This window comes from Janthinobacterium sp. GW460-12-1-14-LB5, from assembly GCF_059423585.1.
On sequence record NZ_JBWKYD010000014.1, the window covers coordinates 125,374 to 139,302 of the forward strand.

General features: G+C 62.0%; 13 protein-coding genes. 5 read left to right on the forward strand and 8 right to left on the reverse strand.

The features are described from left to right. The 5 genes from AC07X6_RS16155 to AC07X6_RS16175 all read left to right on the forward strand — a co-directional run. Positions 1–2,039, forward strand: a 2,039-nt coding sequence (locus AC07X6_RS16155; protein ID WP_494791621.1) for a YDG domain-containing protein, incomplete at its 5' end; no start/stop codon positions are given. Further along, positions 2,008–2,766, forward strand: coding sequence for a FecR family protein (locus AC07X6_RS16160; RefSeq protein WP_494791622.1), 759 nt, complete (start codon positions 2,008–2,010; stop codon positions 2,764–2,766). The genes AC07X6_RS16155 and AC07X6_RS16160, both read left to right, overlap by 32 nt. A gap of 91 nt (positions 2,767–2,857) precedes the next feature. Next, positions 2,858–5,293, forward strand: coding sequence for a heavy metal translocating P-type ATPase (locus AC07X6_RS16165; RefSeq protein ID WP_494791623.1), 2,436 nt, complete (start codon positions 2,858–2,860; stop codon positions 5,291–5,293). A gap of 1 nt (position 5,294) precedes the next feature. Continuing rightward, a complete protein-coding gene (cueR, locus tag AC07X6_RS16170; protein ID WP_230541087.1) occupies positions 5,295–5,714 on the forward strand; it encodes a Cu(I)-responsive transcriptional regulator in 420 nt (139 codons plus the stop codon). 21 nt (positions 5,715–5,735) lie between these two features. Beyond that, a complete protein-coding gene (locus AC07X6_RS16175) occupies positions 5,736–6,464 on the forward strand; it encodes a glutathione S-transferase (protein ID WP_494791624.1) in 729 nt (242 codons plus the stop codon). Positions 6,465–6,513: 49 nt separating this feature from the next. Here the strand turns inward: AC07X6_RS16175 and AC07X6_RS16180 are convergent, their stop codons facing one another. The 8 genes from AC07X6_RS16180 to AC07X6_RS16215 all read right to left on the reverse strand — a co-directional run bounded on the left by AC07X6_RS16180 (position 6,514) and on the right by AC07X6_RS16215 (position 13,926). Then, on the reverse strand, positions 6,514–6,714 hold the full coding sequence (locus tag AC07X6_RS16180; protein WP_230541085.1) for a heavy-metal-associated domain-containing protein: 201 nt from the start codon (positions 6,712–6,714) through the stop codon (positions 6,514–6,516). 82 nt (positions 6,715–6,796) lie between these two features. Further along, positions 6,797–7,738, reverse strand: coding sequence for a bestrophin family protein (locus AC07X6_RS16185; protein ID WP_230541084.1), 942 nt, complete (start codon positions 7,736–7,738; stop codon positions 6,797–6,799). Between the two features lie 268 nt (positions 7,739–8,006). Continuing rightward, the gene (gene yidD, locus AC07X6_RS16190; RefSeq protein ID WP_494791625.1) at positions 8,007–8,417 is read right to left on the reverse strand and encodes a membrane protein insertion efficiency factor YidD; all 411 of its coding nucleotides are present in this window, start codon (positions 8,415–8,417) and stop codon (positions 8,007–8,009) included. Positions 8,418–8,477: 60 nt separating this feature from the next. Then, on the reverse strand, positions 8,478–9,152 hold the full coding sequence (locus tag AC07X6_RS16195; RefSeq protein ID WP_494791626.1) for a site-2 protease family protein: 675 nt from the start codon (positions 9,150–9,152) through the stop codon (positions 8,478–8,480). 139 nt (positions 9,153–9,291) lie between these two features. Beyond that, positions 9,292–11,079, reverse strand: coding sequence for a PhoH family protein (locus tag AC07X6_RS16200; RefSeq protein ID WP_494791627.1), 1,788 nt, complete (start codon positions 11,077–11,079; stop codon positions 9,292–9,294). Between the two features lie 289 nt (positions 11,080–11,368). Further along, positions 11,369–11,839, reverse strand: a complete 471-nt coding sequence (locus AC07X6_RS16205; RefSeq protein WP_034750445.1) for a peroxiredoxin — start codon at positions 11,837–11,839, stop codon at positions 11,369–11,371. 75 nt (positions 11,840–11,914) lie between these two features. Beyond that, positions 11,915–12,874 (reverse strand): polysaccharide deacetylase family protein, encoded by a 960-nt coding sequence (locus AC07X6_RS16210; protein WP_494791628.1) that lies wholly within the window; start codon positions 12,872–12,874, stop codon positions 11,915–11,917. Further along, positions 12,874–13,926 carry a bifunctional UDP-4-keto-pentose/UDP-xylose synthase gene (locus AC07X6_RS16215; protein ID WP_230541079.1) on the reverse strand — a complete coding sequence of 351 codons (1,053 nt, stop codon included), beginning with the start codon at positions 13,924–13,926 and terminating at the stop codon, positions 12,874–12,876. The genes AC07X6_RS16210 and AC07X6_RS16215 overlap by 1 nt, the downstream gene beginning before the upstream one ends. Positions 13,927–13,929: the final 3 nt, after the last annotated feature.

A 13,929-nucleotide genomic window follows, 5' to 3' on the forward strand; every position in this document is an offset into this window, starting at 1 on the left:
ACGACCGCCTGCAGGGCGACGCCTTGAGCGTGAGCGGCAATGCCGCGTTTGGCAACAAGAATGCGGGTGCCGGCAAGGCTGTCACGGTGACGAGCGTGGCGCTGGGCGGCGATGACGCGGGCAACTATGTGCTGAGCAGCAATGCGGGCAGCACCACGGCCGACATCGGCGCACGCGCACTGAACCTGTCCGGCGTGGCGAGCAACAAAGTCTACGATGGCACGACGGGTGCGCAGCTGAGCCTGGGCGATGACCGTATCGGCGGCGACAGCTTGACGGCCTCCGCAGTGGCCAACTTTGCGGACAAGAACGCGGGCGCGGGCAAGGCAGTGCAACTGAGCGGCGTAGCGCTGACGGGCGCCGATGCAGGCAATTACTTTATCGTCTTGCCGACAGGTTTGCTGGCCAGCATCACGCCCGCCAGCCTGACCCTGGCAGGTTTGAGTGCTGCCGGCAAGGTGTATGACGGCACGACTTCCGCGACGGTCAGCGCGTCGGCGAACGGCGTGCTGGGCCAGGACATGGTCAGCGTGGTGGGCGGCAGCGGCAGGTTTGCCGACAAGAACGCGGGTGCGGGCAAGCTGGTAACGGCCAGCGGCTTCCGCCTGGCGGGCGCCGACGCGGGCAACTACACTTTGGAAACAACGGGCGGCACGACGCAGGCAACGATTGCGCAAAAGCAATTGTCGACCTGGATCGGCAGCGGCAACGGTTTGTGGAGCGATGCCGCCAACTGGGATGGCGGCGTGGTGCCGGAAGGCGCGAACGTGCTGGCAGTAGACTTTTCCCGCAGCAACGGCATCGTCACCTACAGTGCGGCGGCCGGCAATACCATCCTGAAAAACCTGACTTCCGCGACGGGTTTGCTGTTGACGGGCGGCAGCCTGACTCTTGGAGACAGCGCGCTGGACCTCTCCGTGCTGAGCGGACTGGCCGGACTGGAAATCGACGGCGGCAGCTTGCTGCTGAACGGCAGCCTGTCGGCGGACCGCTACGCGCAAGGCGGCGGTGTGCTGAGTGGCAACGGTAACTTGCTCGTCGCGAACAGTTTTAATCAGACTGCCGGCGCCATCCGGCTGGCCGGCCAGCTGGCCATCACGCAAGCGGCTGGCGATTTGCGCTTCGCCAGCCTGGCGGCGAAGGAAGTACGCTTGAGCGCCCTGAACGGCGCCATCGGCCAGGACGGTGCGCTGCTTGCCAGCAACCTGACTGCGCAGGCGCGCGACGGCATCGTGTTGAGTAATGCGGGCAATCAGGTAAGCAGTTTTACCGCCAGCAATAGTGCAGGGGGCGGCATTGCGCTGAACAATACCTCGGCGCCGGGCATCTTGACCTTGGGAACACTGACCACTGGTGCGGGCAATATCGCCATCGACAACACGGGCGGCGTCATGGCCGGCAATATCGATGCGAATGGCGGCAATGTGAGCGTGAAGGCGCACAGCCCCGTCACCGTCAACGGCAAGATCGCGGGCAATGACATCGCGCTCGATGCCAGCACGGACGTGCTGCTGGGCGATGGCGCGCAGTTGCTGGCGGTACGCGACATCAGCCTGGCGGCGGGACGCGACATCAGTATCAAAGGCAACTCCCGCGTGGTCAGCGGCGGCAATTTTACCGCCAGCGCGCAAGGCAATGTGCGCTTTGCGGACACGGCAAGTTTCATTTTGCCGGTAGCGGCCAGCATGAGCGTGCTGGCAAGAACGGGCAGCATCACGGGCGACTCGGGTGTGCGCATCAACCGCCAGCGCAGCGGCGTGACCCTGCTGGCGCCGACCGGCACGGTAAATATGGCGGACGCCATCTTCCTGCCCGCCACGACCGTCGAGCAGCCCGTGATCGACGCCGCCACGAGCCTGGCCATCAATGACGCCTTGCGCATTATCAAGCAGGCCGACCATGCCAACGCCCCGCTCGCTTCCAAACTGCCAGCCAAGCCTGCTGACAAGGTGACGGATGACAAGGATGTTATCGATGCCACAGATAAACCGACAGGATACAAATACGATGATGCCGCTAAAAAAATGTACTGCAATTAAGGCCTTCTTGTGGCTGGCCCTGATGTGCGTGGGCGCCCACGCCTGGGCCGGCCAGGTGGCCGGTACCGTCATGCAATTGAGCGGTCCGCTGATGGCGAAAAAGGCTGATGGCAAGGTGAAATTACTGGCCATCAGGTCCGAAGTCGAGCAGGGTGACACCTTGCTGACGGAAAAGGAGACCTATGCCTTGATCAAGCTGATCGACAATAGCGAAATCACCCTGAAACCGAATACCAGTTTCGTGATCGAGCAATTCAGCTACACGGCCGAGCAGCCCGATGGCGACCACGCCGTCTTCAGCCTGCTCAAGGGCGGCTTGCGTTCCGTCACGGGCTTGCTGGGCAAGCGCAACAAGGAGCGCTTCGAGATGAAGACGCCGGCCGCCACCATCGGCATTCGCGGCACGACTTTCATTGCCAGCTATGTGCCGCCGGCGGCACCTGGCGGGCCAGCACTGCCCAATGCACCGGCGCCCGTGGCGCTGCCACCCGGTTTGTATGTGCAGGTGCTCGATGGCCTGATTCATGTGACGAATCCAGCGGGTACAAGTAATTTTGCTGCCGGGCAATTTGGTTTTACGCCCAACTTCAGGCAGCCGCCCGCCCCCTTGCCCGTCAACCCCGGCATCCCATTCACGCCGCCGCCGGTCTTTTCATCGTCGTCACCGGGCCCAGGCAGCGCGGCAGGCGGCAGCAAGCCTGCCACCATCGACTGCGTGGTGCGCTAAGGTGTGCTGCAGGCTGAAATAGGGCTTGACCTTCCCATCATGGGATAGCAGATCCTGTACACATTAGTTAATCTTTCGTACAGGATATGCCATGAACCAGAGTGCACTCGCTCCCGCCGCTTCCCCTCCCGCCGCCGCGCACGCGCAGGCGCTGGCCATCGAAGGCATGAGCTGCGCCTCCTGCGTGGGCCGCGTGGAAAAGGCCCTGGCCGCCGTGCCGGGCGTGACCCAGGCCAGCGTCAACCTGGCCACCGAACTGGCCAAAATCAGTTCCGATACGCCGATTCCCCTGGCCACCTTGCAGGCGGCCGTGGAAAAGGCCGGCTACACGGTGGCGCAGCGCGAGATCGACCTCAATATCGCCGGCATGACGTGCGCCTCTTGCGTGGGGCGGGTGGAAAAAGCCTTGCTGAAAGTGCCGGGCGTGCTGCTTGCCAGCGTCAACCTGGCCACGGAAAGCGCGCGCATCAAGGTGACGGGCGGCGTGGAAGCGGGTACCCTGATCGCCGCCATCGACAAGGCCGGCTATGCCGCCACGGTGCCCGCCGCCAGCCAGGCCAGCGCGCCCATTGCCGCACCGAACCGCGACGGCCTGAAAGTGGCGTTCGCGGCCGTGCTGGCCTTCCCCCTGATGCTGCCCATGCTGCTGGAATGGGCCGGCATCCATCTGATGCTGCCCGGCGCTCTGCAATTCGCCCTGGCCACGCCCGTGCAGTTTTACTTTGGCGCGCGTTTCTACAAGGCGGGCTGGAAGGCGGCCCGTGCCGGCAGCGGCAACATGGACTTGCTGGTGGCGCTGGGGACGAGCGCCGCGTATGGCTTGTCCGTCTATCAATGGCTGACGGCGGGCGAAATGCTGCCGCACCTGTACTTCGAGGCGTCGGCCGTCGTCATCACCTTGGTGTTGCTGGGCAAATGGCTGGAAAGCCGCGCCAAGCGCCAGACGGCCTCGGCCATCCGTGCGCTGCAGGTCTTGCGTCCGGAATCGGCGCGCGTGCGCCGCGACGGCGTCGAGATCGACTTGCCAGTGGAACAGGTGAAAGTGGGCGACCTGGTGGTCATCCGCCCCGGCGAGCGGGTGGCCGTCGATGGCGTGGTGGTGGAAGGCGCCAGCCAGGTCAACGAGTCGCTGATCACGGGTGAAAGCTTGCCAGTCGATAAGCATCCGGGCGACAAGGTGACGGGCGGCGCCATCAATGCCGATGGCTTGTTGCTGGTGCGCACGCAAGCCGTGGGTGGCGAGACGACCTTGTCGCGCATCATCCGCCTGGTGGAAGATGCGCAGGCGGCCAAGGCGCCGATTCAGCACCTGGTCGACAAGGTCAGCGCCATCTTCGTGCCCGTGGTGCTGGTGCTGGCGCTGCTGACCATGCTGGGCTGGTGGTTCGCGACCGGCGAACTGGAAAACGCCATCATCAATGCCGTGGCCGTGCTGGTCATTGCCTGCCCATGTGCGCTGGGCCTGGCCACGCCGACGGCCATCATGGCCGGTACGGGCGTGGCCGCCCGTTACGGCATTTTGATCAAGGATGCGGAAGCGCTGGAAGTGGCGCACGCCGTCAATACCGTCGTGTTCGACAAGACGGGCACTCTGACGGTAGGCAAGCCTGCGCTGGCGGCCCTGCATGCGCACGGCATCGACGATGCCCGGCTGTTGCAGCTGGCGGCCAGCATCCAGCGTGGAAGCGAACACAGCCTGGCGACGGCCGTGCTGGATGCAGCTGGCGCGCGCCACATCGAACCCTTGCCGGCCACGGCCTTGTCGGCCTTGCCGGGCCGCGGGCTGGCGGCCCAGGTCGATGGCCTGGACCTGAAACTGGGCAGCACGCGCCTGATGCAGGAGTTGCACGTGGATATGGCGCCGCTGGCGGCACAGGCCTTGTCGCTGGAAAACACGGGCAACACGATTTCGTGGCTGGCCTCGGGAACGGAACTGCTGGGACTGTTCGCCTTCAGCGACCAGGTCAAGCCGAATGCGCAGGCGGCCATTGCCCATTTGCACAGTTTAGGCATCCGCACGGTGATGTTGACGGGGGACAACCAGGGCAGCGCCGACGCCGTCGGCAAGGCCCTGGGCATCGACACGGTGGCGGCGAAAATGCTGCCGGCCGATAAAACCGCTAAAATCACGGCACTGAAAGGCGAAGGCGCGAAAGTGGCCATGGTGGGCGACGGCATCAACGATGCGCCCGCGCTGGCCGCTGCCGACGTGGGCATCGCCATGTCGACGGGCACGGACGTGGCCATGCACGCGGCCGGCATCACGCTGATGCGCGGCGATCCTGCCCTGGTGGCGGACGCCATCGATATCTCGCGCCGCACCTACAGCAAGATACGGCAGAATCTGTTCTGGGCCTTCATTTATAACCTGATCGGCATTCCGCTGGCCGCCTTCGGCTTGCTCAACCCCATGGTGGCGGGCGCGGCGATGGCCTTCAGTTCCGTCAGCGTGATCAGCAATGCCCTGTTGCTGCGCCGCTGGAAAGCCCGCAGTCATGCAGGCAGCGCGCATACCAAGGAGTCATAGGATGAATATCGGCCAGGCAGCCAGTGAAACGGGCGTATCGGCAAAAATGATACGCTACTACGAGAGTATTGCCTTATTAAAACCCAGCGCGCGCAGCGACGCCGGCTACCGCATCTACACGCCGAACGACTTGCACGCCCTGCGTTTTATCAAGCGAGGGCGGGGCTTGGGCTTTTCGCTGGAGCAAATCCGCGAACTGCTGTCGCTGTGGCAAAACGACCAGCGCGCCAGCGCGGACGTGAAAGGCATCGCCCTGGCCCATGTCGCGGATCTGAACCAGCGCATCGCCGAACTGACGGAAATGCGCGACACGCTGGCCCATCTGGCGCAATCGTGCCACGGCGACGACAAGCCCGATTGCCCCATCCTGCAAAGCCTGGGGCTGGCCGGCGACACGGAAGCGAAGGCTTGCTGCCATTGAGGTAAATCAACGGAGGTGGGTATGGCTTACGAACTGTACTACTGGCCTACGATACAGGGGCGCGGCGAATTCATCCGCCTGGCCCTGGAAGAGGCGGGCGCCGACTACCGCGATATCGCCCGTTTGCCTGAACGCAAGGGCCAAGGCGTTCCCGCCATGCTGGCCTGCCTCGATGGCGACGGCACGCCACGGGCCGCCTACGCGCCGCCCGTGTTGCGCGACGGCGACATGCTGATCGGCCAGACGACGAATATCCTCTTGTATCTGGGCCGCCGCCTGGGCCTGGCGCCGCGCGCGGAAAGCGGCCGTTTATGGCTGAACCAGCTGCAACTGACCATGGCCGACTGGCTGACGGAAGTGCATGACACGCACCACCCGCTGTCGATGAATCAATATTATGAGGAACAGAAACAGGCGGCCCTGTTGCGCAGCGCGGATTTCCGTTCCACGCGCCTGCCGAAATTTCTCGATTATTTCACCCAGGTCTTGCTGAATAATCGCAGCCGCGGCCAGTATCTGGTGGGCGCGCGGCTCACGTACGGCGACCTGTCGCTGTTCCAGATGCTGGCCGGCTTGCGTTATGCGTTTCCGCAAGCCATGGCGCGCCTGGCGCCCGAATATCCCTTCCTGTCCGAGTTGCACGATATGGTGGCGGCGCGGCCGAACATCGCCCGCTACCTGCAGTCGAAGCGCAGAATCGCCTTCAATGAGGAAGGCATCTTCCGCTATTACCCCGAACTGGACGGGTAAATGAAAACAGCCGGCGCAAAGGCCGGCTGTCTCGATACTGCTGTGGTTGTTATTGCGCGCTGGTAACGGGGTAGCCCGCTTCCACGATGGCGGCGCTGATGGCGCCCAAGTCGGCGGGAGATTCCACCGTGACACGCTTGCTGGCCAGGTCGATCTGCACCTGGGCTTGCGGATCGATGGCTTGCACCGCTTTCGTGACCGAGCCGACGCAATGGCCGCAGCTCATGTTTTCAACTTGTAACTGATACATGGCAAGCACTCCTTGAATGATTAAGTGCCTCCACTGTAATCCTTGCCCCGGTGGGAAGGTCAAGCGGAAGCGTTGTCGCGTATTAATGGAGGAGGAAGTCGACGGCTTGCATGGGCGGCGGCACCTTGTCATCCTGCACGGATTCGCGCAAGCTGATGTCGATGGCGCGGCACATGGCCGACAGCGGCAGATCGTTGGCATCTTCGCCGAACGGCTCCTCGATCTCGTCGCCCAGCGCATCGAGGCCAAAGAAAGTGTAGGCGACGATGGCGACGACGAACGGCGTCATGAAACCGAGCGAGTCGACCAGGCCGAAGGGCAGCAGGAAACAGTACAGATAGGCCGTGCGGTGCAGCAGCAGCGAATACGAAAACGGAATCGGCGTGCTGCGGATGCGTTCGCACGAAGCGCCCGCCGCTACCATGGCCGAGATCGTGTTATCGATCTGTGCCGTGAGGATGCTGTCGATGCGGCCTTGCCCGACGCAGTCGGCCAGGTCGTGGCCCATCTGCAGCATCAGGTAGTCGGATGGATTCGATGCCTGGCAAGCCGCTTCCCATTCTGCCGGGCGCAGCAGAGGCTGCAAGTCGGCCGGTCCGCGCGTGTCGCGCAGCTGGTGGCGCAGCGCATGGCAAAAGGCAATGGTGCGGTAAATCATGCGCACGCGCACGTCTTCCAGGCCCAGCCTGGCGTGGGCCGGCGTGTCGCTGCGTATCATGGTCTGGCACTGGCGCGAGAAATTACGGCTACGCAAGACCAGTTCGCCCCACAGCTTGCGCGCTTCCCAGTAGCGGTCGTAGGCGGCCGTGTTGCGAAAGCCCAGGAAGATGGCCAGCGGCAAGCCGATCAGCGTAAACGGGATGGTGGTGAGGATGACCTTGTGATCGAACAGGGTGCCGTGGCACCAGGTGACGAGGGTGGCGATCAGGGTATTGACGATGAGCGTGGTGCGGATGCGCGGCAGAACGGAGCCGCGTACCACGAGGAACAGCCGTAGCGCCGAAGGACGCTCGCGCACGATCATGCTGGTCTCCCTGCCGGGTGCCGGACAAGCGGCGAAACGCTGGCCCGGCGAGTGATTAAAAATGGGGAAATGCGAAGTGGCAAGTGCCGGGAACAAAAAGCCCGCAGTGCGTGCGGGCTGAGCTGGGTGTGCATGGGAAGCAGTGTAGGGGAGACGGCATGAGTATAGGCCGCAGGCCCGCTTCCAGCCAATTCACAGTGGCGATAGGCGTTATTCATTTTATGAATGAATATTTCATTTATAACTTAAATTCCCGTGTTCGCTGACGTTACTGCCTTTTTTTTCGTCTGGGCCAGTCGCAATCGAGCAAGTCGCATGGATCGCAGGAACAATGCTGGCAGTCCGGCGAGGGAATGTCGCAGTCGCAAAAGCCCGCCTGGGCCAGGTGCCTGCCGTGACGTCGCTGCTGCGGATGCAGTTCCCGATACTGGCGATGGCGCTCGCCGCACGCGCGCAAGCGCCGTTGCAACAAGGGCAAGCCTGCGCGCAAGCCATGCCGCGCGATGACTTTGTAGCCATAGGCGGAGCAACTGTCGCGCCCCGTCAGCACGCGGTAGGCGCAGCGAAAGCCTTTGCGGGGCGACAGGTAGCGCTGGTAGATGCGGATGGCCCACAGGGCCAGGTGCTTGCCGCAGGTGTCGAGTGAGAAAATGCGATCTCCTTGGCCGGTCGCGGTCATTGGATTAGGGCAGTGTTGTCAGCATACGATAGGTATGCAAAAAATAACAGCGCCAGCGGCCTAGGCGCCCATGCTTTTCCAGCCATACCAGCCGAATGCCGCCAGCCACGCCAGCATGATCGCCAGTCCCGGCAGCAATAGCCATTTCGTCACGGTCTCTTCCCACGCCACGTAGGGCTGGCCGCCGCGTGCGATGGCCAGCAGCGCCTGTCCGCCGTTCAAGCCGGCAAACGGCAGCAGGTTGAACGCGCACAGCTTCAAGGAAAACAGGGCGAATACCAGCGCAAAGCCGTGCGTGCGAGCAAAGATTTCCCCGTCAGCCAGCAATTGCTGCGCCATCGACAATGGTGCCAGCGCACCGTCAATGATTTGCCCGAAGGCGGCGATAAAGCGCTCCCAGCCCGAGGCTCCCATGATGCCCAGCGACAAGGCCAGCAGTACGGCCACGCCGCTCAAGGGCAGCAGCACCTGCTTCCACAGCGGCTGGAAGTTGTAGGCGTCAAGACAGGGATCGTCGTCATACAAGGTTTCCTCGCGCGTATCTTTCAGCACCAGATCGCCGGCCAGCGGCAGAAGCTTGATGTGGACTTTGCCCCAGGTCAGCAAGGTGGGACCGACGCCGTAGCGGATGCTGCGCACCGTGATGCCGAACAGCCTGGCGCAGGCTGCCATGACGGAAATGTGGATGAACATGAAGACAATGAAGCAGAGCAGCAACTGCAGGGCGGGATGCATGGGGCGGGTTGTCCAGGAAGAAAAGAGCGGTATTAGAACATGTCGCAGGAAAAAGTTGCGCACATGAAAAAAGCCCCGCCTGCATCGCTGCAGCCGGGGCTTTTGAATCACTGAGGCAGCTTGCGCCGCCCGCTACAATTTACAGCACTTCGCTGGCGTGATCGGCCAGGCGCGAACGCTCGCCGCGGGCCAGGGTGACGTGGCCGCTGTGGGTCCAGCCCTTGAAACGGTCGACCACGTAGGTCAGGCCGCTCGAGCCTTCCGTCAGGTATGGCGTGTCGATCTGGGCGATGTTGCCCAGGCACAGGATCTTCGTGCCGGGACCGGCGCGCGTGACCAAGGTCTTGACCTGTTTCGGCGTCAAGTTTTGCGCTTCGTCAATGATCAGGAACTTGTTGACGAAGGTGCGGCCGCGCATGAAGTTGAGCGACTTGATCTTGATGCGCGAGCGGATCAGGTCTTGCGTTGCCGCACGGCCCCATTCGCCGCCATCCGAGTCGGACTTGTTCAGCACTTCCAGGTTGTCGTCGAAGGCGCCCATCCATGGCGACATCTTTTCTTCTTCCGTGCCCGGCAGGAAACCGATATCTTCGCCGACCGGCACCGTCACGCGGGTGACGATGATCTCATTGTAGAGCTTGGTTTCCAGCACTTGTGCCAGGCCGGCGGCCAGGGCCAGCAGGGTCTTGCCGGTACCGGCCTGGCCCAGCAGGGTGACGAAGTCGCATTCCGGATTCATCAGCAGGTTCAGCGCGAAGTTCTGCTCGCGGTTGCGCGCCGTCACGCCCCACACATTGTTCTTCGTGTGGCTGAAGTCGCGCAGGGTTTGCAGCACGGCCGTCTTGCCGTTGATCTGTTTCACCTGGCCGTAGAACGGCGTTTCGCCGTTTTTCGGTTCCAGGTAGATGAACTGGTTGACCAGCAGCGATGGAATGAACGGGCCCGTCACGCGGTAGAAGGTGGAACTATAGCCGTTCTTGCTTTCCTGCCACGATTCCATGTCCTTGCCGTGCTTGTTCCAGAAGTCGTCCGGCAATTGCACGATACCCGAGTACAGCAAGTCCGTGTCTTCCAGCACATGGTCGTTGAAGTAATCTTCGGCCGGCAAGCCCAGGGCGCGCGCCTTGATGCGCATGTTGATGTCTTTCGACACCAGCACGACAGGGCGGCCTTCCTGTTCCGACTCCAGCGAACGCACGACGGCGAGGATCTGGTTGTCGGCCTTGCCCACTGGCAAGCCAGCCGGCAGGTCGGCGCTCTGCAGGCGCGTCTGGAAGAACAGACGGCCCTTGGCATCCTTGTTGCCCAGCTTGGACAGCAGGATGCCGTGTTCGATGGCATCGTCATCCGTGTTGCTGATCAGGGCGTCCAGGGTGCGCGACACCTGGCGTGCATTGCGCGCCACTTCCGTCATGCCTTTTTTATGGTTGTCCAGCTCTTCCAGGGTCATCATCGGCAGGTACACATCGTGTTCCTCGAAGCGGAACAGCGACGATGGATCGTGCATCAGCACGTTCGTGTCGAGCACGAACAGCTTGCTGATGCCGCGCTGGTCGGCGGCGCGGCTGGCGGACGACTTGAGCTGCACTTCGACGGGCTTGTGCTTGGCCGGATGCGGCTGCTCGGCCTGCTTGACGGGCTTGATCGGCGTGACCTTGCCTTTTGCCGCCGGCTTGGCTTTTGCCGCAGGCGCGGCCGCAACCGGTGCGGGCGTCGGCTTGGCGACCATCAGGGCGGCCACTTGCTTGATCTTCGTGGCCGCATTGCGGACCGGCTTGGCAACTTCGGCGAGCGCCGCTTCAATGACAGGTGCAGCCACTTTCTTGGCTGCCGGGGGTTTGGTGGCCGGGCGCGCCGCGCCTGCGGTTGGGTAATCTTGGGTGGCCAGGATGGTGGCTGGCTTGCTCGGTAATTTTGGCAGTGGCATCAGGATCTCAATCAAAAAATTTCTGGAATGAATCGCCCATGGGCTGCCAGCTTCTGGCGGCACTACTCATGGGGTGGATGCGGGGGAACAACAATGCTACAAGACGAGAAACTGCCGGAGGGCCGGCAGCATGGCCGGTCATGGACGCCATCGGCGGGCTGCAGGCCCGCCTGACGCAGTGGATGGAGGCGCTTCGTTGACTCAAAATGGCGATAGGTACCGTGAACTGAACTGCGGTTGAACCAGGCTCGCTGGAAGCCGACAACGCGCATTGGATCAAAATGGACGATCAATTCAGATGCGCTACGAATTCCAGCACTTCTTCCACGTGAGTTGCGACCTTCACGCCTCTCCATTCTTTCACCAATCGGCCCTGGGCGTCAATCACAAACGTACTGCGCTCGACGCCGCGGACCGTCTTGCCGTACATCTGTTTCATCTTCATGACGTTAAACAGCAGGCAAACGGCTTCGTCCGGGTCGGAAATGAGCTCGAACGGCAGCTCCAGCTTGGCCTTGAAGCTTTCGTGCGAGCGCAGGGAATCGCGGCTGATGCCGTAGATTTCCACGCCGGCGGCAACAAATTGCGGATACGCGTCGCGGAAAGCGATGTTTTCCGTGGTGCAGCCAGGAGTGTTGTCCTTCGGATAGAAAAACAGCACCGTGGCCTTGGCCGGACGGCCCAGCAACTGAAAGGTCTTGCCGCTGGTCATGGCGGCGCTAAAGTCGGGTATGCTAACGAGGGATTGGCTATCAGCCACAGGTTTTCTCCTGAACGGTGATCATCAGCGCTGGTTTTTAATCTGGCAACGCATCCAGGTGCAACGATACAGCATTCAGGCCGCTTTGCCCTGCACAATCAGGCGTCCCGAACGCCCGGGCAACTCATCCCAGGTGATGGGGCAAACGGGCAAGTCCGTATCTTTTATCTTTTCATAATAATCGCCCATCGCTGCAAACTGGTAGCCCTGGGCTTTCCAGCCAGCGAGCAGTTGTTCGAAAATGGGGGCGAGTTTCTGTCCTTCAAGTTCGGCATGCAAGGTATAGACGTGGTCGCGCGGATTGTCCGCCGTCAGCGACAATATATGCGCGGCAACATTGCCGGTCGTGATCAGCTTGCCGTCGATTTCGCAGCCCAGCAATTCATCCAGGGTGGGCAGGGTGGTGGGCAATTGCACGCATTGCAGGATGGTGTTGCCGTTGCGCACGCGGTGCGGGCCATTGCCCGGATGCAACATGGTGCCGCGCGCGTCGAGCATGGCGCGGCCATCGGAGGCAAAGCGGTAGCCCGCCGTGTCGTGTTCGGCAAAGGCGCTGACATTCATTTGCCAGCCGGCCGCACCGTGCGTGTGCGGCGCTATGCCAAACACCTGTTCATAGCGGTTGGCGGCTTTGCGCATCATGTTGATGGTCCAGGCGGCGTTGCGCTTGGCCACGTTGTCTTGCCACAGGGTGTGATCCCAGGTGTGGATGCCGCACTCGAAACCGGCATCGCGCACGGCGCGCAGTTGCGCCGCGCATTGCTTGCCGATATCGGGTCCCGGCAGTAAGGTGCCGTACATCAATGTTTTCAAGCCGTAGTGCTCGACCACCGAGGTGCGCGACACCTTGCTGAAAAAACCGGGCTTCAAGGCGCGCCGCAGGGCCCAGCCCGTGTGGTCGGGGCCCAGCGAGAACAGAAAGGTGGCCTTGGCCTGGTGCGCGCTCAGCATGCGTACCAGATTGCCCATGCCTTCACGGGTACCGCGATAGGTATCGACGTCGATTTTCAGGGTCAGGAACGGCTTGCTCAACATTAATCCATCAAGGCTTTGGCTTGGGCTACCTGGCTGCGGTAGGCGTCGAAAATATTGCGCAGGGAATCGGCCATGGTGGTGATCGGCGCCCATCCCAGCTCTTCGCAGGTATTCGTGATTTTCGGCACGCGGTTCTGCACGTCCTGGTAGCCGGCACCGTAGTAGGCGCCCGAGGTCGTTTCCACGATGTTCACGTGTTTCGCGCCTTCGGCGTATTCCGGGTACTCGGCGGCCAGGGTCAGCATCATGCCGGCCAGGTCGCGGATCGAGTAGTTATTGGTCGGATTGCCAATGTTGTAGATCTTGCCGCTGGCGATGCCATTCTTGTTGGCGATGATGCGGATCAATGCATCGATGCCGTCGTCGATGTAGGTGAACGCGCGTTTCTGCGCGCCGCCGTCGACCAGCGAAATGTTCTCGCCGCGCACGATGTGGCCGAAGAACTGCGTCACGACGCGCGAGGAACCTTCTTTCGGCGTGTGGATCGAATCGAGGCCGGCGCCGATCCAGTTGAATGGACGGAACAGGGTGAAGTTCAAGCCTTCCATGCCGTAGCCCCAGATTACGCGGTCCATCAGCTGCTTGGCGTTCGAATAGATCCAGCGCGGCTTGTTGATCGGGCCGCAGATCAGTTCCGAGTTTTCCGGATCGAATTCCTCGTCATGGCACATGCCGTACACTTCCGAGGTCGACGGGAAGACCAGGTGCTTGCCGTACTTGGCTGCCGAGCGGACGATAGGCAGGTTGGCTTCGAAGTCCAGTTCGAAGACGCGCAGCGGCTGCTTGACGTAGGTCGACGGCGTGGCGATGGCGACCAGGGGCAGGATCACGTCGCATTTCTTGATGTGGTACTCGACCCATTCCTTGTTGATCGTGATGTCGCCTTCGAAGAAGTGCATGCGCGACTTGTAGTTGTCATCTTCCAGCAATTCCGTGATGCGGTCCGTGTTCATGTCCATGCCGTAGACATGCCAGTCGGTGGTTTCCAGGATGCGCTTGGACAGGTGGTGACCGATGAAGCCGTTGACGCCTAAGATGAGGACTTTTTTCATGTG